Origin of the sequence: Horticoccus luteus (genome assembly GCF_019464535.1) — a bacterium.
In the GTDB taxonomy this organism is placed as follows: domain Bacteria; phylum Verrucomicrobiota; class Verrucomicrobiia; order Opitutales; family Opitutaceae; genus Horticoccus; species Horticoccus luteus.
Genome location: NZ_CP080507.1, coordinates 3,510,292 through 3,529,257, shown reverse-complemented (window position 1 = coordinate 3,529,257; position 18,966 = coordinate 3,510,292). Strand labels below are relative to the sequence as shown.

General features: G+C 66.3%; 12 protein-coding genes. 4 read left to right on the top strand and 8 right to left on the bottom strand.

Annotated features, from left to right (window positions below):
• Positions 1-100: 100 nt before the first annotated feature.
• Positions 101-667, bottom strand: coding sequence for a methyltransferase family protein (locus K0B96_RS14330; RefSeq protein ID WP_220161566.1), 567 nt, complete (start codon positions 665-667; stop codon positions 101-103).
• A 153-nt stretch (positions 668-820) separates the two neighbouring features.
• Between K0B96_RS14330 and K0B96_RS14325 the strand changes: the two genes are divergently transcribed.
• The 3 genes from K0B96_RS14325 (at position 821) to K0B96_RS14315 (ending at position 5,277) form a co-directional block, all read left to right on the top strand.
• Positions 821-1,132, top strand: a complete 312-nt coding sequence (locus K0B96_RS14325; RefSeq protein ID WP_220161565.1) for a hypothetical protein — start codon at positions 821-823, stop codon at positions 1,130-1,132.
• Between the two features lie 56 nt (positions 1,133-1,188).
• Positions 1,189-4,179: an alpha/beta hydrolase family protein gene (locus K0B96_RS14320; protein WP_220161564.1), complete on the top strand. Its 2,991-nt coding sequence runs from the start codon at positions 1,189-1,191 to the stop codon at positions 4,177-4,179.
• A 144-nt stretch (positions 4,180-4,323) separates the two neighbouring features.
• Complete coding sequence (locus tag K0B96_RS14315; protein ID WP_220161563.1) at positions 4,324-5,277, top strand: phytanoyl-CoA dioxygenase family protein; 954 nt, start codon at positions 4,324-4,326, stop codon at positions 5,275-5,277.
• A gap of 20 nt (positions 5,278-5,297) precedes the next feature.
• Here K0B96_RS14315 and K0B96_RS14310 read toward each other — a convergent pair whose 3' ends face one another.
• From K0B96_RS14310 to K0B96_RS14295, 4 genes are all read right to left on the bottom strand, one after another.
• Positions 5,298-5,780 carry a VOC family protein gene (locus K0B96_RS14310; protein WP_220161562.1) on the bottom strand — a complete coding sequence of 161 codons (483 nt, stop codon included), beginning with the start codon at positions 5,778-5,780 and terminating at the stop codon, positions 5,298-5,300.
• Positions 5,781-5,876: 96 nt separating this feature from the next.
• Complete coding sequence (locus tag K0B96_RS14305; RefSeq protein ID WP_220161561.1) at positions 5,877-6,833, bottom strand: SGNH/GDSL hydrolase family protein; 957 nt, start codon at positions 6,831-6,833, stop codon at positions 5,877-5,879.
• 88 nt (positions 6,834-6,921) lie between these two features.
• Entirely contained in the window at positions 6,922-7,905 is a 984-nt protein-coding gene (locus K0B96_RS14300; RefSeq protein ID WP_220161560.1) for a zinc-dependent alcohol dehydrogenase, read from the bottom strand.
• A 392-nt stretch (positions 7,906-8,297) separates the two neighbouring features.
• Entirely contained in the window at positions 8,298-9,320 is a 1,023-nt protein-coding gene (locus tag K0B96_RS14295; RefSeq protein ID WP_220161559.1) for a zinc-binding dehydrogenase, read from the bottom strand.
• 325 nt (positions 9,321-9,645) lie between these two features.
• On the opposite strand from K0B96_RS14295, the gene K0B96_RS14290 reads away from it, so the two are divergent.
• Positions 9,646-11,442 carry a DUF885 domain-containing protein gene (locus K0B96_RS14290; protein ID WP_220161558.1) on the top strand — a complete coding sequence of 599 codons (1,797 nt, stop codon included), beginning with the start codon at positions 9,646-9,648 and terminating at the stop codon, positions 11,440-11,442.
• Positions 11,443-11,597: 155 nt separating this feature from the next.
• Here K0B96_RS14290 and K0B96_RS14285 read toward each other — a convergent pair whose 3' ends face one another.
• The 3 genes from K0B96_RS14285 to K0B96_RS14275 are packed head-to-tail and all read right to left on the bottom strand — an operon-like array spanning position 11,598 to position 18,964.
• Positions 11,598-13,022: an alpha/beta hydrolase-fold protein gene (locus tag K0B96_RS14285; protein ID WP_220161557.1), complete on the bottom strand. Its 1,425-nt coding sequence runs from the start codon at positions 13,020-13,022 to the stop codon at positions 11,598-11,600.
• Between the two features lie 33 nt (positions 13,023-13,055).
• A complete protein-coding gene (locus tag K0B96_RS14280; protein WP_220161556.1) occupies positions 13,056-14,210 on the bottom strand; it encodes a hypothetical protein in 1,155 nt (384 codons plus the stop codon).
• On the bottom strand, positions 14,207-18,964 hold the full coding sequence (locus K0B96_RS14275) for an outer membrane protein assembly factor BamB family protein (RefSeq protein WP_220161555.1): 4,758 nt from the start codon (positions 18,962-18,964) through the stop codon (positions 14,207-14,209). The genes K0B96_RS14280 and K0B96_RS14275 overlap by 4 nt, the downstream gene beginning before the upstream one ends.
• Positions 18,965-18,966: the final 2 nt, after the last annotated feature.

Sequence of the window (18,966 nt, the reverse complement as noted above, 5' to 3'; positions counted from 1 at the left end):
CGGATGACTGGCAAACCCGATGTCGCGGGGGCCTGCACTGCCTTACGCGGCCCCCGATTTTCTCAAGTCGCGCGATCAGCGACGGCCCGACGCGCGCAGCTCAATACACGCCAGGAATCAGCCGCTTCGTGGTTTTCTGGTAGCGGCGATAGGCATCGCCGAGGCCTTGCACCAGCGCGTGTTCTTCGACGCGGATGCGATAGGCGAGGCCGAGTGAAATCGGCACGAGGACGAAGACGAACGAAAGCCAGTTTTGAAACGTCGCGGCGAGGGCGGCAAACGCGAGCATCATGCCGCTGTAAGAGGGATGGCGCACGAAACGATAAGGGCCGCGAACGACGAGTTCATGATCGGCGGCGATGGCGACATCGACCGTGAAGAAGCGACCGAGGACAAGAATCGCCCACCATCGCAACGCGAGGCCGAGACCAAACACGGCGACCAACGCCGTCGCGGTCCGCGGGGAAAGCGCGAAATACCCGGCGGGGAAATACGTTTGCGCAGCCACCGCGCCGCCGATGCCGAGCGCGATGGAGATCCACAACCATCGAAGCGAGCCGGCGTCGGAGTGTTGGGCGTGCTGATCCGAGCGGCGCGCGAAACGCACGAAAATTTCGGAGAGAAAATACGTCAGGCCGAGTTGCGCAGGAAGAGACTGGGAAAGCATGGAAGCGAGGCGTGCAGTTGAAGAAGTTTCGCGCGCGCGGAGGCTGTTTCGTGCTCCGCGCGGTGCGGCTGGTCAAGGCGCAACCCGTCGGGCCCGGCGGAGCGAAGTGTCGGGGCGGCTTGTCCGCGGGGGTTTCCGGCACTTGGTTACCGCATGCAAATCGCGCCGATCATCAAAGCCATCGGGCCGCTCATCGCGAGCGCCACGCGGATCGTGACGGACCTGCGCGCCAATCAAGTGACAACGCGTGTGGAAGAGCGCGTGGCGCGGCTGGAACAGGAAACGCTGCAAGCCGGCGAGGTGCTCGTGGGTGTCGGCGAGCAACTCAAGTCTCTCGCCGAGGAGCTGCGGCGGCAGGCGGAAGCGGCGGCGGCGTTGCAGGAGCGGGTGCGTGCGATGCTGGTCGTGAGCGTCCTGGCGCTCGCCCTCGCGGTGAGCGCGTGCGCGGTCGCATGGTGGCGCTGACTGCCGCCGTCTTCTTTTCTTGCAGTGAGCGGCTCGGTTTCGAAGGTCGTGAGGTGATGTCTTTTCGCGGGTTTATCCGATTGGTGTTGGTTTCATGGTGTGTTGCCGGTGGTGCGGTGCTGGCGCACGCGGGCGAGGGCAAACGGATGTTGTCGCCCGATGACTTTGACGGGTGGCGCAGCATCGTCACGCCCACGCTGTCGCGGGACGGGCAGTGGCTGGCTTACAGCTACATGCCGCAACAGGGCGATGGTGAGGTGGTGGTGCGCAATGGGCAGACCTCGCGCGAGTATCGTGCGCCGGCCGGCGAGCCGCCGCCGCCGCCGTTTCCGCTGCCCACGCGCATCGACGAACGCCAGCCGCCGGGGCCGACAGTTGGACTCCAGTTCACGAGCGAGGGCGAGTTTCTGTTGAGCTTTGTATTTCCGTCGGCGGCCGACCAGGCGGCGGCGCGGGTGACGAAGGCGAAAGGAACCGACGCGCCTCAACGAGCGCTCCTGATCACGCGTCTCGCCACGGGCGAGATGACGCGGGTGGAGGGCGTGAGAAGCGTGCAGACCCCGGCTCGCGGCGGGGCGTGGGTGGCGTATCTGCGGGAGCCCGACGCGAAGCAAATCCCTGGGCAGCCGGAGGACCTCTCGCAAACGCCGACAAGCCGTCCGTCGCCGGCTAATACCGGGAGCGGCGCAGAAAGCGGCGGCGACGCGGATACGCTCGTGAAGCTTGCACCGGCCAAAACGACGCTCGTCCTGCGCAATCTCGCGACGGGAGCCGAGCGGAGATTCGCGGAGGTGAGCGACTACTCATTCGCGCGCGACGGCCGGACGCTGTTGTTCGTCGTCGCTGCGACGCAGGCGGACGAGGACGGCGTGTTTGCAGTGACGCCCGGGAACGAGGCCGCGCCGGTTGCGCTGCTCAAGGGCCGCGGCCGTTATGTGCAGCTCACGTGGGATCGCACGCAAACCCAGGCAGCGTTTTTGAGCGACCGCGACGATGCGACGGCGGCCGCGCCGCGATTCAAGGCGTATCATTGGCGGCGGGGCGAGGGCACGGCGAAGGAAGTCGTCTCGGCGACAACGCCAGGGATGCCTGCGGGCATGACGGTCAGCGAGTATACGGCGCCGGAATTTTCGTTCGACGGGCGCAAGCTTTTCGTGGGCGTGGCGGCTTTTCCGACGGTGGCGCCGAAGGACGAGCGCGATCCGGAAAAGAAGGTGACCGCCGATATCTGGAGTTGGAACGATGGGCTGATCCAGTCGCGGCAGGAAGTGCGGGCGAGCGCGGACCGGCGCCGGACGTTTCGCGGCGTGCTCGATCTCGCGAGCCAGGCTTACACGCAGATCGCGGACGAAACGGTCGCGGAAGTCGCGGTGAGCGACGATGGCACGCGTGCGCTGGGTTTTGATTACCGCCCGTATTTGCGCCTGCGCGACTTCGACGGCACCTACGGCGACATCTATGCGATCAACACCGCGACGGGCGGGCGGCGGCTGCTGTTGCGGAAGCTGCGGGGCAACTCCGGCGATGAAGGCACGCCCGCGATCACGTTGTCACCGGACGGACGCTGGGCGGCGTATTTCGACGACCGGCAATGGCGGCTGATAAACGTGGAGAGCGGCGAGAGCCGGGACCTGACGTCGAAGCTGGGAGTCGCATTTCAAGATGAAGAGCACGATCAGCCGGAGGCGGCGAAGCCGTATGGCTGGGCAGGATGGGCGGACGACAGCCGGTCGCTTCTGCTGTATGACCGTTACGATGCGTGGCAGGCATTTGTCGACGGGACGCCGGCGCGGAATTTGACCCGCGGTGCGGGACGAGCGCAGAAGATTATTTTTCGCGTGCAGGACATGGCGGCGCACGAGGAGGATGATGCGTCGCGCGGGTTCGACCCCGCGCGGCCGCTGATCGTGCGCGGCGAGAGCGAGGAGACGCGTGCGACCGGGTATTTTCGGACGAGTTTCACGGCGGCGGCGGCGCCGCAGCGTCTGCTCTGGCGCGATTGTGAATGGCGGATCGCCGGGCGCGCGCTCGGGGCTGACGTGCTGATGATGGTGGCGTCGCGGTTCGACGAGTTTCCCGATGTCTATCTCACCGACGAAAATTTTACGGCGCCGCGGCGGGTGACGGATGGGCAGGCCCAACTGGCGCCGTTTAAATGGGGCAGGGCGGAGCTGGTGAATTACCGCAACGCCGATGGCGTGGCCTTGCAGGCGTTGCTCTATAAACCGGCGGACTTTGATCCGACGAAGAAATATCCGCTCATCGTTTACACCTACGAGCGGCTGTCGCTGATCGTGCACCGGTTTTTCGCGCCGTCGCCGGGGTCGAACATCAGTTTCCCGTTCTACGCGAGCCACGGTTACCTGATTTTGCTGCCCGACATTACTTACACGACCGGGCATCCGGGCCGGAGCGCGTTGAACTGCGTGCTGCCGGCGCTCGATGCGGTGATCGCGCGCGGCTACGTGGATGAGAACGCGCTGGGGATTCAAGGCTCGTCGTGGGGCGGCTACCAATCGGCCTATCTCATCACGCAGACGCATCGTTTTCGCGCAGCGGAAGCGGGCGCGGTGGTGGGTAACATGACGAGTGCGTATGGCGGCATCCGCTGGATTTCCGGCCAGCCGCGGCTGTTTCAATATGAGAAAACGCAGAGCCGCATCGGGGCGTCACTCGCCGATGCGCCGGAGCTCTATCTGGAGAATTCGCCGGTGTTTCATGTGAAGGACGTGACGACGCCGCTGTTGATCATGCATAACGATCGAGATGGCGCGGTGCCGTGGGAGCAGGCGGTGGAGTTGTTTCTCTCGCTGCGGCGCTACGAGAAACCGGTGTGGTTGTTCAACTATCACGACGAAGGGCACGGTCTGTCGCGCCGCGCCGACCAAGTGGATTTCAGCCACCGCATGTGGCAGTTTTTCGAGCACTACTTGCACGGCGCGCCCGCACCGGAGTGGCTCGAAAAAGGCGTGCCGTATATCGAGCGCGACGCGGAGAAGCGGCGGTTTGAGGCGGAGCCGTGGAGCGTGCCCGCACGGGACCGGTGAGGCGAGGTCGGTGAGGTGAGCCGGGCGACGAGGGCGGGAAAATTTTCGTTAACCGCTGGACGCTGAGCCGCGTGCGCGCGTCGGATTTCATCGGCTTGCAATGGCGGCGGGTCGTTGCAGGTTTCGGGCGTTCCCCCTCCGCCCGTGAATCCTGTTGCGATCGAGAAGCCGAAAGCGCGGCCCATCACCCGCTCACTTTTTGTTGATTCAACGCCGCTCCTGGCGGACCCGGGCGGTTTGCGGGAACGCGTCGGACGCGACGGTTATCTGTTCTTCAAGGGACTGCTGCCGCGCGATTACGTCATGAGCCTGAGGGCGGACATCCTCGCGGTCGCGGACCGTCACCGATGGCGGATGCCGGGGCAGGATCGCTGGGGCGGATTGATCAACCGGGACGTTACCGACACGCTGCCCGACGCCGAGGTCTCAGCGTGGGGCACGGGCGAGCAATGCTATCGCGATGTGCAACACCTCGAAAGTTTTCATCGTTTTCCTCACCACCGCGCGTTGCTCGCACTGTATCGCACGTTGTTTCAGGAGGACGTGCTGGTTCATGCGCGCACGGTGGCCCGGATGTTGATCCCGCACCGCAGCAATTTCCCCACGCCGCCGCATCAAGATTTTCCGTTTGTGCAGGGCGCCACGAGCACGATGACGTGTTGGATTCCGCTGGGGGACTGCCCGCGCACGCTCGGAGGGCTCACCGTGCTGCGAGGCAGCCACCACGCGGGGCAACTGCCCGTGCGACCGGCCAAGGGCGCGGGTGGGCACGTCGTGGAACTTTGTCCGTGGGAGACCGAATGGGTGGAGGGCGATTACGACGCGGGCGATGTGCTGACCTTCAACAGCCTGGTGGTGCACAAATCCCTGCGTTCGGAAATGAAGGACCGGCTTCGCCTGTCGTTGGACGTGCGGTTTCAGGCCTTGTCGGAGCCGGTTGAAGTGGGCTCGTTGCGACCGCATCTGCCTGATCTCGAGTGGGAGGATATTTACCGGGACTGGAAATCCGACGATCTGAAATACTATTGGCAGAAATTGGCGCTGAGGACGAGCCCGTGGGACCCCACCAGATTTGAGGCGAAGGCGCGTGCCTGCTGAGCGGCCCCCGGGCGAATAAATTAATTCGAGCCGCAGCCTTCGGCGCTGCCGCTGCTCATTGCCATCCAACGTTGCTGCATCTCCGCGGGAGAAACGTTTTCGATTTGGTGCTGGAGCATCCAAGTGTAGCCAAAAGGGTCCGTGACGCACGCGCTGCGGAAGCCGTAAAATTGATCGGCGGTGGGGCTGCGCACCGTGGCGCCAGCCGCGACCGCCCGCTCCAGCGCCGCGTCGGCATTCGGGACGAACAGACAAAAAGTCGCGGGCGAGCCGCCGAGGGTCGAGGGCGATTTGTTGCCCCACTGCGGATTTTCCTCCGCCAGCATCACGAGTTGCCCGTTGATCAGCAGTTCGGCGTGACCGACCGTCTGGGTGTGGGGGATGAGCAGGCGAAAACGTTCGGTCGCGCCAAAGGCCGCCACATAGAAATCGAGGGCCCGCGCGGCGTCGCGGACGCTGAGATACGGACTGAAGGCGGGATAGTCAGAGGAGGGTTTGTTCATGGGAGGAAAGAGAATTCAGATGATATGACGAACGAGCGGCCGGCGGGCGGACAGCACGGGAAGGTAAACGTCAAATCAACGCCGACGGGCGGCCGCTCAGTGGGTGCGTTGGCGCTGGGCGATTTCGTCGGCCAACCGCGCGGCAACGCGTTCCGCGGCGGTGACAGAGGCGGTTTTGAAGGTAGCTTCGCGCGTGTAACCAATGAACGGCAGCCACGCTTCTGAGCGCAACTCGCGACGGTCGCGGACGAGCGGATAAAGCGGATCGGCCTCGATCCGGCGCAGCTCCGCGGAAAGGTCGCCGTCGGGCGTGGCGAGGCCCAGGCCCGCAGCGATGATGCGTGCCATGAGCAGATGGCCGGCGAGGTCGGGATGAACGCCGTCGCGCGTGAAGCTGAACGCCGGCTCCGCGGATTGGCGCGTCGTCACAGCGGCGCGCATCGGGGTGTGCAGGTCGATCACGCGCACGCCTGGCGCGATCAGCTTGCGCATGGCCTTCGTGAAGTCGGTGAGCGTCTCATCGTAGCCGAAATAAGGGTGGCGATAACTGAACGGGCCTTCCGAAGTCTCGCCTCCGCGCGCGGAAACGGGCACGTGATCAAAGGGCGGCGGTGTGATCAACACCACCTGCGCGCCAGCGGCGCGCACTTGCGCAATGAGCCGGTGCAGACCGTCGAGGAACGCGGCGAGATGGGCGGCGGAGGCGGGCGCGTAAACGCCGTCGTTCATCCCGTAGCAGGCGAGCACCACCGCGGGTTTGAAGGCCGCGAGTGCGCGCGGGAGGCGCTCCAGCACGCACGGTCGCGGCCACGGACCGGCTTCGGACAGACCGGATACGGTTTCGCTGGAGAGTCCGATGCTGAGGATGTTGGCGGGCGTGAAATCCGCGGACCGATCCAGATAATATTCGAGAAACGTGACGTAGTCGCCGCGCTGCGTGATGCTGTCGCCGAGAATCAGGACGCGCTTTCCGCCGAGCAATTCCTGCGCGGTGCCCGCCCAGACCAGCGGATGGAGGATCAAGAGGCAGAGGACGCCGAGGAACGACTTCATGGGCGATGATGGCGCACGGGCGGGCGAGGCCGGTAGTCAGCGCGAAGTGCGGCGTGCGGTGCCGTGCGACGAGCGAACTCGCGGGGCGTTACGCCCAGGGGTCGAAGAGGATCTTAATGGCCTGCTTGCGGCGGAGAAGATCCACCGCCTCGGCGTAGCGCGTGAATGGCATGGTTTGGGTGATGAGCGGGGCGAGGTGCAGTTTGCCTTCGACGATGAAGCGCAGGGCGGTTTCGGCGGCGGCGCGGTTGTGATCGCCGTAGCCGCTGAGGATGAGGCCGGGACCAAAGAGGTGCTGGGTGCCGAACCGGACTTGCTCGCGCAACACGCCGAAGAGCGTCACGCAGCGGCGCGTGCGATCCATGAGAAACTCGATCGCCGGCGGGACGCCGGTGAGGTCGATGGCGTTATCCAGCGCGTCGCTCTGGCGCGAGGCGGGCCACTGCGCGGCGTCGGGCGCGAGGGCACGGTCGGCGCCGAGGGTGAGGGCGAGGGCGCGGCGTTCGGCGACGGGGTCGAACGCGATTACTTCGGAAGCGCCGTGGGCTTTCGCGAGTTGCACGGCGACGAGGCCGGCGGGACCGAGGCCGCTCAAGCCGATGCGGCCGAGCGGGCCGCCGAGTGCGGCGAGTTGTTGAAACGAGACTTCGACGCACATCGCGAGTTCGAGCGAGGCGACCGCGGCGGGGGAGAGCGTGGCCGGGAGGACGAGGAGATCGTTTTCGTGAAACGTGTTGAACTGCGCGTAGAATCCGCGGCGCGGTTTGCCGGTGTCGCGCCACGCGACGACGTGGTCGCCGACGCGGAGTTTTGTCACGTCGGCGCCCAACGCGACGACTTCGCCCATGGCCTCGTGGCCGGGCTGGCCGGGCAGGTAGGGATACTCCAGCTTCATGCCGGGAAACATCGGCTGACCGTCGAAGATGTGCATATCCCAGTGCGGACACGTCGAGACGCCGAGCACGCGAATCAACACTTCGCCGGCGGCGGGTTGGGGGAGTGGCGCGTCTTTCCAGGCGGCGTGGCCGGGGGCTTCGATCTGCAGCAATTTCATGCGAGCGGGAAGGGTCATGGGAGAAAGGGCGCGGGGTAGAGTGCGGGAGCGAACAGGTGAAGGCGGGCGGTCGTGGCAGCGACGCGGGAAACTTCGCGGGAGAAAAACGGCGAAGTCAACGAGGGCGGCGGGCGGGGGCGTTGGCGCACGGGCGGTCCCGCGAGTGATCGGCCGCGCGAGTGACGCGCCCGCGAACCCACTGGTCTGGAAAATGAGTGCTCACCGCCCGTCCGCATGCGGACTACACCCCAACCTCGCCGTTCGTTTTAGCCACGAATGACACGAATGATGCGAAACGAGAAAACGGCCTCGGAATTCGCGAGCGTTCGCGTGATTCGCGGCAGCCGGCCTTCCTCTTAACGCGAAGCGGTGGCGGCACGGCGGCAGCTCGAAGAGAGCGGAGAATGGATTCACGCGCGGCGCGAGGCGGGCCAGTCGAGGACGACGCCGAGCACGGGTTCGCGTTTGGTTTCGATCAGGCGCCACGCGTCGGCGGCTTGTTCGACCGGGAAGCGGTGTGAGAGGCAGCACAGCGGGTCGAGGCGGCCGTCGGCGATCCAGCGGAGCGTTTCGTCGAGGCGTTCGCGCGTGGCGCCCGACGCGAGATCGAACGAGATCTCGTAATTGCGAAATGTCTGGAGCGCCGCCTGCAAATTCACGTCGCCGGAGGGTTTGTAGAAACCGGCGATAACCATGTGGCTGTTGCGCGCCATCAGCGGCAGGTAACGGTGGAGCACGTTCACATCGCCGACGGTTTCGATGAGGAAGTTCACCGGGCCGAGTCCGAGGGCCTGCACCGCGGGCACGCCGTAATCGGCACCGGCGCGGACGACCGAACCGAAGCGGCGGAAGCGTGCGAGGCGGTCTTCGTGGCGGCCGACAAGGACGACTTTGGCGCCGCGCGCGGCGAGGGTCTGCCCGGACCATTGGCCGACGAGGCCGTCGCCCATCACGACGGCGACCTGGCCGGCTGCGACGGGCGAACGCGAGCCGCAGTTGAAGCCGACCTGCGTGAGCACGAGTCCGGAGAACGCGAGGGGATTGGCACCGGCCGGGAGCCGTTGCACCGCGCGGTGATCGCAGACGCTGGGCGAGACGTGGCCGGCAAACTGGTTGTCGAACATGCCTTCCACGCGGCTCATCGAGGCGAAGACCCAATCGCCGATCGCGAAGCCGGGCGCGGCGGCGCCGACGTGGGTGATGCGGCCGACTTTTTGATAACCGGCCACCATCGGAAACGGCGCGGGATCGCCGGGCTGCCACGCGACGTCGCCGGAGAGGCGTTCACCGCGGAGGAACGAGCCCTCGGTGCCGTTGCTGATCCAGGAATGATGCAGCTCGACGACCACGTCTTCGGGTCCGGGCTCGGGAGAGTTGATCTCCTGATACGCGACTTGGTTGGGGCCGGTGAAAACGACAGCGTGGGATTTCATGGGGAGAAAAGGGGGGCGGGATGCGGCGGGCTGACGCACTCAGCGGCGACGAGGGAGCGGCGTCAAACTTCGCGTGTGCAGAGAGCGTTTCCGAGGAGTTCGCGAACGGAGCGCCGGCGAGTCTTTCGGTTAAGCCGATCGGCGTTGCGATGGTGTGCGGAGACTGGCGTGGGCTGGCGCGTGCAGCGGTTGAATCTCCTCGTCAGCGGCGCGGTGGCCGGACACGTTGCGGCGCTTGGCTCATGACGACTGATCAGCAGCTCCGGCGGTTTGAAGGATTGATCGCGGGGGCGCGGCGGGCGGATGGGCTTTTGAATTTTACCCCATGAAATTTACCACGCTTAGCCGTTTGCTCGGTTGTGTCTTTCTCGCATTGCTCGCGGGCCGTGTGTTTGCCAACCCGGAGTTCGAGACGTGGAGCACGTCGTTCACCGATGCGTGGGTGCGGGCGAATCCGCAGCTTGCGACGCGCACGCAATATTTTTCCGGAGCGGAACAGGCGGCGCTCGATCGGGAGATGGCGATGGCGGGCTCGTGGGGCACGACGTATGGGCTCACGGCGGCGAATCAGCACGCGTTGCTCGCGCAGGAAGGCCTCACGGCGTTGCGCCGTTTCCCGCGCGAGAGCCTCACGCCGGCCGAGCAGACGTCGGCGGCGCTGATCCAATGGGCGTTGGAGGACGTGATCGCGCAAGCGCAGTTCGCGCCGCAGCAATTCATCTTCGAGCAATTCAAAGGGCTGCAGCTCGAGCTCATCGATTTTCTCACGCAGACGCATCCCATCCGCCAGAAGGCGGACATCGAAAACTATCTGGTGCGGTTGCGACGCGTGGCGCCGTTGATCGACGAAGGGATCGCCGAGGCGCGGGCGGCGGGAGAGGCGGGCATCCGTCCGCCGCGTTTCATCGTGGAGCGCACGATCGCGCAACTCGATGGCTTCCTCGCGCCGCCGCCGCGCGAGAATGTGTTTGTGCATTCGTTGGATGAGCGCATCGCCGCGCTGGGTGACGCGGTGTCGCAACCGGAGCGGGCGCGTTATCTGGCGACAGCGGGAAAGGTCGTGCGCGACGAGATCATTCCGGCTTACGCGCGCGTGCGGAGTCTGCTCGCGGCGCAGTTGCCGGAAACGACGGACGAGGCGGGCATCAGCCGCTTGCCGAACGGCGACGAGGCGTATGCGCAGGCGCTGCGCACCTATACGACGACGAATCTTTCGCCCGACCAAGTCCACGTGATCGGCCAGCGGGAAGTCGCGCGCATCGAGGGCGAGATGGACAAGATTCTGCGCTCGCTGGGTTACAGCGACGGCACGGTGGAAGCGCGTTACCAGCAGTTGCAGGCGGCGGAACAACCGGCGGCGGAGCCCGACCCGCGGCCGGCGTTGCTGGCGCGCAACGAGCGCACCGTGCGGGACGCGGAGAAGCGGAGCGCGGCGCTGTTTGACGTGCGGCCGCTCGCGCCGGTGGTCGTGCGTCGCGAGCCGGCGTTGACGGAAAACTCCGCGGCGGCGCACTACACGCCGCCGGCGCCCGATGGCACGCAACCGGGCATCTACTGGCTGCCGCTGCCGGGGCCGACGTTCAAGGTGTTGTCGATGCGTTCGCTGAGTTATCACGAGGCGGTGCCGGGGCATCATTTCCAGCTCACGGTGCAACAGGAGTCGACGGAACTGCCGCGCTTCCGGAAGCTCGGCGTGTTCGGATTTATCTCGGCGTATGGCGAGGGTTGGGCGCTCTACGCGGAGCGACTGGCGGACGAGAGCGGTTGGTATGACGGCGATCCGAAGGGACGGCTCGGCTACCTGAGCCAGCAACTGTTTCGGGCGCGCCGGCTCGTGGTGGACACGGGATTGCACGCGATGAAATGGACGCGGCAGCAGGCGATCGACTTCGGCATTCCGGCGGCAGAGGTGGAGCGTTACGTCGTGTGGCCGGGGCAGGCGTGCTCGTATATGATCGGCCAGTTGAAGATCGTGGAGTTGCGCGAAAACGCGAAGGCGGAGCTCGGGGCGAAGTTCTCGCTGAAGGAATTTCACAACGCCGTGCTGAAGGGCGGCAACGTGCCGCTCGACGTGCTGGCCGAGGAAGTGGGCGCGTGGGTGGCGGCGAAAAAGCGCGAGTGAGCAAAGCGCGGCCGAAGCCGGCGGTGCGGACTGCGTGAGGCCCGGCGCGCAGGCACGCTCGAGCGTCGGGCAGCGCGCGAGAGACCGACGAGGACGTTAGCGGCCGAAGAGAAAGGCCCGTGCGGAACGCGGTGCTGTTGGCGCAGGCGGCGCGTTTACAGCCAAAGGCTCGCAGGCTGGCGGATCGGGCGGGTGAAGACGCGCGCGCCGGAGGCGGCGAGGAGTTCGGTGGCGTCCGCGCCGGCAAAGGCGACCGCGGTCGCGGGGAGGTTTTCGGGCAGCGGGACGAGGCCGGCGATGAGGCCGTTGGTCAGGGCGAGTTGCACGCCGGCCGCGGTGGCGAAGATCCACCACCCGTGCGGACTGACGGCGACAGCGCGCGCCTCGAGCCGGCCATCGCTCGTGCGCAGGAGCGGAAAGAGCGCTTCGCCGTGCGCGAGCGCGCCGTCGGCGGCGACGGTGTAGAGTTGCGCGTCGGCGTCGAGCAGGGCGACGGCGAGTTGAGCGCCGTCGGGCGAGAGACGAGCGGCGGTGGGCGCGGGAAGATTTTCCGCGACGCGCCGACGGGCGTGAGGCGCGGGCGAGGAGAACGCGAGGGCGTTTTGGTCGCGTTCGACGGCGTAGGCGGCGGGTTGCGCGGCGAGATCGCGGAGGCGCGCGGCGGCTTCCGCGGGAGCGAGTTCGCGCCACGGAGCGTCGGTGTTGATCACGTGGAGGAGCGCTTGGCGCGAGCCGGAGCCGCGCGAAAGCGGGGCGGGGAAATCCTGCCAGAGCCAGCGGAGGGCGGCGGGGAAGATGGCGGTGCCGTGGTAGTCGTTGTGGCCGGCGCGGTCGTCCCAGGCGTGGTTGACGGCATAGCCGGCGAAGGCGAGGGCGGCCTGCAGCTCGCGGCTGCCGTTGAACCAGTGGCCCGCGAAAATATCGAGATCGGCGGCGCCGCCTTCGAGGAAGACGCGCAAAGGTTTCGGTTCCGCAAGGCGCACGCGCGACGCAAGGGTGTGGCCGCCGCGCATGGCGGTGTAGGAGCCGACAATGCTGAGCACGCGGCGAAACGCATCGGGGCGTTCCCACGCGACGTTGAACGCGCAGAAGGCGCCGCTGCTGCCGCCCATGATGAGGCGGTGATCGGGATCGGGCGAGAGCGCATAACGCTGGCCGACGGCGGGGAGAATTTCCTCGAGGAGAAAACGCGCGTAGCGGTCGCCGAGAGAGTCGTATTCGAAGCTGCGGTTGTCGCGCGGGGCGGCGCCGGGGATGGCGGCGGGAATGATGCCGGGCTCAATGAAAACGGCGACGCAGGGCGGGATGGCGCGCGCGTGGATCAGGTTGTCGAGGACGCCGGGGATGCGCCAGCGGCGGTCGGGGCGATGGTGCGCGAGGCCGTCGTTGATGACCATCAGGCAGGCAGGCTGCGTCGGGTCGTGGCCGGCGGGGGTGTAAACCCAATAGTCGCGCACCGTGCCGGGGAAGATGCGGCTCTCGTTCCAGGTGAACGCGTCGAGGCGGCCAGCCGGCACGCCGGCGCGCGGGAGGGAATCGGGCGGGAGGGGAAAGGCGGCGTCGAGTTCGGCGTCGGTCATGGGGTGAAAATCGTTACCGCATGCCCTTCGGCGTCAGGGTTTGGCGACCGAGAGTTGCTGTTGAAGGCGGTTGTTGATGGCGGCAAACGCGTCCTGCCATGCGGCGAAATGAGGATCGCTGGTCCAGGTGGACAACGCTGCGATTGCCAGTCGGTCGTGGGCTTGCATGTCCGCCAGAGAGCGGGTGGTCGGGGCGGTAAGAAGGTTGTTCGAGACGGTGAGGTCGTAGAGCGGAAAGAGGGCCGCGAAGGCGCTGCGTTCGGCCGGGGGCACATCTTCCCGGGCGAAGTAGGCGTTGAGCGCGGTGGTTTGCGCGGAGTCGCGCAAATCGGCGCGAGCGAAAAGTCCGGCGCGGATTTGCGGTTGCTGGCCAAAGAGCGAGGGCGTGCGTTGCAGCTCGGCGAGTGTCGCGGCGGGCGCGGCGAGCATGAGACGATCCGCACTGACAAACGCGGCGAAGCGGGTGGCGTGACCGCCGGTGACGCTCAGGCGGCTGAGCTCGGGCAGCAGAGAGGTGGCACGGCCCGCGACGATCACGTCAAACGCTTCCAGGTAGGCGCGAGGCGCATCGCGGGCCCACTCCGGATTGTTGAGCAGATCGACCATGCGCGAAGCGACGACGGGCGACCAATCCGTCGCCGGATGGCCGCGCGCGAGTTCCCGCAAGGCGAGGGCCCATTGGCCGGGTTGATCGGCGGGAGGATGGGTGAGGATTTCCTGCGCGACAAACCGAGCCGTCGCGGAGTCGAATTGCGCGAGATAGTCGAAGAGGGCCTGGCGGAACGTGGGCCAGTCGCGCAGCCAGCCGCCGGGCCCCAAGAGAAACTCGCCGGGCAGGACCACATCCACGCCGGTATGCAGGAAGTTCACGATCGTGTCGCTGCGCTGACCGGCCGGCAGTAGCGCGAGCTCGCGAAGGAGTTGTTGCACGCGGGCCCGGCGTTGGGCGAGGGGGAGCGCGGCCAGTTCGCGGGCGGCACGATCGAGGAGGCTGTCGGCATCCCTTCGGTTTGCTGGCGCGACCGAAATGCCAGGCGTCGTCGGGGCCGGTGGGCTCGCGGATGGAAGGACGGCCGGCGGACGCGGAGATATCGCCGGCGGCCGACGAAGGGGCGAGTGGCGCAACCAGATCGCGGTGGCCACGATCACGAGCAGGGACGCGGCGAAGAGAAGGGAGCGGCGCTTCATGGTCCAAGATAAATCTCGAAGAGCGCGATGCCGGGTCGCGCGGCACCGGCGTCGATCATGGCAGTGTAGGCACCGGGCTCCAGCGTGAGGAGCATCGCCGCATCGAGACGCGCAAGAGGGAAGGCACCCACTTGGACGGCGGTGTCGGCGACCTCTTCACTGAAGGGCGCGAACGCCCAGCCTTCGTTGGACGCGATCATATTTCCGGCCTGGTCGTAGAGGCGCAGGCGGGGATTTGTGGCGACAACCGAGTTACCCAACGCCGAGGCCAAACCGGGACCGACGGCGCGCACGAGCAGGGAAAGTGGTGCGGTGCCTCGAATGACAAATCCGCCGATGAGCGCTTCGGCGTCCGAGCCGGCATAACCACGCGTGGAGAGATTCATCACGCGCGCGCCGGCGGTGGCCGAGGCGTCGTAGATTTCCGTGAGGGCAATCCCACCTGATGCGCCGGCGGATTCGAGAATGGCGGTGAATGCTCCGGCATTCAGCGTGGATTGCAGGGCGGCATCGGCGCCGGCGGGGGCGAAAGGAAATGCGCCCACGCGAACCGCGGTGTCGCGCAGCAGATCTTTGTCCACGGATGCCCACCAGGCTTCGGCGCGTTTCATTTCCACGCCTTGCGCGCTGATCAAGCGAAGGCGCGGCTGCGCGAGCAGAACCGCCGGATCGGAGAAGTAAGGCGAGAGAGCCGGGCCAGCGCCGCGCAGCAGCAAATCGCGGGTGCCGTTCGCGGTCACGAAACCGGAAATGAGCGTGGGCGAAGCGGCGGAGATGACGCCGCGGGTCGAGAGGTTGGCGAGGCGCTCCTGCCGCGCGCGGCCGGTCCAGACCACGGCGAACGGCTTGAACGCCCCGGAATGATTGGAGGAACTTTGAGTGAATCGAAGCACGCCGTCGGCGGTGGCTGATACGTGGCAGGTGGCGTCTTCAAGGGTCAACGCGTCGTCCGGCATCTGGCACGTGCCCGACTGGTTGTAGTGGGCCCACCAAATCGCGCCGTCGGCAAAAACGAACGCGGCGGAGCGGGCGTTGCTGCCGTCGGCGGCGCCGCCGGTGTACAGGCCGACGGGCAGGCCGTTGGGGGCGACGCCGGTGACGCCGGTGCGCGTTTCGGTGGTAAAGCCGGAGCCGAGGGAGAAGTTCGTGCCGTTCCAGTTGAAACTGACCGTTGGTCCAAGATGGATCGCGCCATCGCCCGTGGGCGTAAGTTTACCGCGGGACAGGCCATTCCCTTGGGGGCGCACGACCACCAACTGGAAGGTGCGGTCAGGGCCGATGACCAAAACGTAGCGAAGAACTTCGTTCTGCGATCCGTCGTGCACAAGGCCTGCGTAGGTGCCCGGCGTCGCGTCCGTGGGCTGCAGGGCGGAGACGACGAAGGCGGAACTCGTCACGCTGCCGGTGGGGCCGATGGCCTTGACGGTGTAGCGACCGGCATCCGCGGTCTGGCCGCCGATGGCAAAAGTGGCGCTGCTTTGACCGGCGACTCGCACGCCGTCGCGCGACCATTGGAAGTCGAACGGGCCGGCCCCATCGACTTGCGCGGAGAGGGAAATGGGGAAACCAACGTAAAAGCTGGAGGCTCCGCTGATCGAAACCGACTTTGGGGGAGGCGGCGTCCAGACGGGTTGGGCGGGAGCGCGCCAGGTGCGGCGGGCGTCGGCCGAGGCTTGCGGCCACGGGCCGTCCGACGGAGGGAAGCCAATGACCGTGGCCCGGACGGGGCTCATGCCAATCAATAGCCCCTTGGGAGTCAGCACACCGTCGCCACTCGTAGCGGACGACATGACTTGAGTGCCATCGGTCTTCCAGATCTCGAGTCCGCCAGGAGAGGAGTTGAGGAGAATCCGACTGTCGCCAAGATCGGCCAGCACCCACTTGGTGGGGTAGAGAGGCTTTGAGAGCCGGTGCGAGACATTGCCGAACAGGGGAAGAATTTCGCCCGAGTCGGTCACGAGGTCACCGGTGGTGGTCAAAAGACGCACATTGCCGGAGAGGGTGGTCGTCGGAGCAAACAGTAACATGCCTTGCGAATCATAGATACTGGTGTTGCCGACAATCTGGTTGCCCGGCGCGATCAGCGAAACGCCCCCCGAGCCGGGATGAGTGACCACGCCGGCTGGCGAGACAAACGTGAAGCCAGAGATAATCACCGTGCCATCGCTGCGAACGACCGGCTGGACGCTGACGGGAACGGAGACGGACCATTCCTCCGTGCCATCGCTACGCAGCCGCATCAAAAGACCGCGGTGGAGCACGTAGAGCCGGTCATCGGGCGATAACGCGAGGTAGGGAACGGAACCCGAACGCGGCGTGGAGAAAGTCTTGGTCCATCGCAGCACACCCGCCGGGGAGATGGCCCAAACGATGCCCGCCCCCGGGACGTAGATCGTGCCGTCGTCGCCGACCAAGGGCGGGCTGTGCTCGGGGTTGTTGATTTCGAGCGGCGCGCGCCAGAGTTCGTTGCCCGAACCATCGATCGCGAGGAGGCTGACTTGTGGGAGGTTGTAGCCGGCGGCGGGCTGGGAAAGGACGACATACGTCGTGCCATTGGCGCCGACCGCGGGGGCACTTTCGACCGTGGTGGCAGGGCTTTGCCACACGGTCCGGCCGAAACCGGCCTGCGTGATATTGAGATTCGCGGCGGCGCTTGTGACCTCGCCCGCGCGATTGCGAATTGTCACGGTGTAGCTCCCGCTGTCGGAAAAGCTCGCCTGCGGCAGGACGAGCTTGGGGCCGAACGCGTTTTGGACGATCACGCCGTCGTGGCGCCATTCATAAGAGAGCGGGTAAGAGCCGGTGGCGATGACCTTGAGCTCCGCGCGAAAGCCCGCGTAGCCGTCGGCACTCAGGGGAGAACGGACGACCTGAGGCGCGACGGCGGGAGCGTTGGCGGAACGCCGCGCTTGATCGTTGCCTCCATTGCCTTGCCAGACCCCCGCGGTCGCGCCGGTCTCGGTGCGGATGACCTGCAAGGCGGTCTCGGTGCGGATATAAAGTTGATTCGCTGGGCTCAGGTAAACGGGGCGATTGTTCAGGGCGAGGCTCCAATGCTCTTCGCCATCGAAGGTCGTCGCGCGAACGTAGTAGGACCCGGACGTGTAAATCATGGAGTGACCATCCGTCGCGATGGAGTAGGCACCCGTGTTCAGGCGTCGGCGGCTCAACTCCACTCCGTCAGGCGAGAGAAAGACGAGGTCGGGCGCAGCGCCGTCGAGCATCAAGACCCGCCCATCGGCCAGGATGGTGACATGGGCGGTGTGGTAGGGCCGATACCAGAGCTGCTGACCCGCGGGCGAGACGGCGCGCACGTTGAGTTCATTGTATAAAACATAGAGCGTGCCGTTGGGTCCGACCGCCAGATCGCTGCCGGGCGTGGCGAAGTCGAGGGTCGCGCGGCCGGCCGGCGAGAAGCCCAGGAGCCGGCCGTTGTGAAGGATATAGATATTTCCGTCGGGACCGATCACCGGAGGCGCGGCGGAAATTCGATCATCGCCTAGCAGGGTGACGGACCAACCCGGGACACCGTCGGCGCTTATGACGGTGAGCCGGTTGGGCGTCTGCACATACACTTCTCCACCTGAGCCGACGGCAAAGGCATAGGCGTTGGTGACCGGGGTGCTCCATTTGATGGCGCCGGTCGCACCGTCGAGCACGACGAGATTGTAGGCGAGGACGATAATGTCGCCGTTGGGCGATTCCGCCATTTGTTTGACGAGAAACTCGGAGGGGGGAACAGGCCCGGCCCAAAGTTCCGTGCCGGTCGCCGAGACGGCGTGCAGGGAGCCGCCCTGCAGCGCGTAAACGATACTGCCGTCGTCGCGGAGGACGGGCGCCACGAGGGCCATGTTGGGCAGCGATTGGGTGAGCTGGCCGGGGATGCCGGGCTGTGTGTCGATATTGGCTCCGTCGATCAAAGCATGCGTGTCGGCGTCGAGACTGCGCGCGATCATATAGCTGTAGTCACGAGCGCCTGCCAGCACCAGTCCCACGGCGCGCCATTCTCCATCGATGAGACGGAAAACGGGTCCGCCGCTCTGGCCGCCGCCCGTGATCAAATCGGGCGAGCGGAAAAGGGCCATCGGGTTGCCGGTATAATCCTGGGCCGGACCTTCGGCGGAAAAGGTGGCGGCGACGCCACCGGGACCATGGGAATACATCCGGCCGTAGAGGGCGGTCGCGCCGCCGACTTCCGCCGGATAGCCGACGAGGGAAAACGTGCCGGTGCCGGCGAGCGCGTCGAAACTCAGCGGCGCGGTGCCGGCGGGGTCAACGGGGGCGTAGAAGAGCAACGCAACCGTGTCGCGGTTAAACTCGTCGAGTTGCGTGGCCGCATCGACCGTTCGGTCAACCGCGGCCGCGTAACCGGCGAGAACGCGGAAGGACCGCGGGGCGACGCCGAGATCATAGCGGTTGATGTTCGCGGGGTTGGCGCCGGGCAGCCAATACCACTGGCCGCGATTCCAGCCCGGCAGCTCGGGGGAAAAGAAAACATGCGCGGCGGAAAGGACCACGCGTTCGCCGACGACGAAGCCGGTGCCGCGATACGCCCCGTCGGGGCTGTTGGTATTGGTCATGACCTCGCCCACGGTGTTGTAGGGAGCAAGGGCGAGGTCGGTGGGCGCGACGGGAGTTTGCGGTATGCCAGCGGCCCACACGGCGCTGCCCGCCGCCAGCCCGAGAGTGAAGCGGGCGGCAAAGACCAAGCCGCGGGCCTGCGGGCGGACGAGTTTTAACCAGGGAAGGAACATCG

What these genes read in the sequence shown, in the direction of transcription:
- K0B96_RS14330 (WP_220161566.1), bottom strand. Translation starts at nt 667, where the DNA reads ATGCTTTCCCAGTCTCTTCCTGCGCAACTCGGCCTGACGTATTTTCTC.
- K0B96_RS14325 (WP_220161565.1), top strand. Translation starts at nt 821, where the DNA reads ATGCAAATCGCGCCGATCATCAAAGCCATCGGGCCGCTCATCGCGAGC.
- K0B96_RS14320 (WP_220161564.1), top strand. Translation starts at nt 1,189, where the DNA reads ATGTCTTTTCGCGGGTTTATCCGATTGGTGTTGGTTTCATGGTGTGTT.
- K0B96_RS14310 (WP_220161562.1), bottom strand. Translation starts at nt 5,780, where the DNA reads ATGAACAAACCCTCCTCTGACTATCCCGCCTTCAGTCCGTATCTCAGC.
- K0B96_RS14305 (WP_220161561.1), bottom strand. Translation starts at nt 6,833, where the DNA reads ATGAAGTCGTTCCTCGGCGTCCTCTGCCTCTTGATCCTCCATCCGCTG.
- K0B96_RS14300 (WP_220161560.1), bottom strand. Translation starts at nt 7,905, where the DNA reads ATGACCCTTCCCGCTCGCATGAAATTGCTGCAGATCGAAGCCCCCGGC.
- K0B96_RS14295 (WP_220161559.1), bottom strand. Translation starts at nt 9,320, where the DNA reads ATGAAATCCCACGCTGTCGTTTTCACCGGCCCCAACCAAGTCGCGTAT.
- K0B96_RS14290 (WP_220161558.1), top strand. Translation starts at nt 9,646, where the DNA reads ATGAAATTTACCACGCTTAGCCGTTTGCTCGGTTGTGTCTTTCTCGCA.
- K0B96_RS14285 (WP_220161557.1), bottom strand. Translation starts at nt 13,022, where the DNA reads ATGACCGACGCCGAACTCGACGCCGCCTTTCCCCTCCCGCCCGATTCC.
- K0B96_RS14280 (WP_220161556.1), bottom strand. Translation starts at nt 14,210, where the DNA reads ATGAAGCGCCGCTCCCTTCTCTTCGCCGCGTCCCTGCTCGTGATCGTG.
- K0B96_RS14275 (WP_220161555.1), bottom strand. Translation starts at nt 18,964, where the DNA reads ATGTTCCTTCCCTGGTTAAAACTCGTCCGCCCGCAGGCCCGCGGCTTG.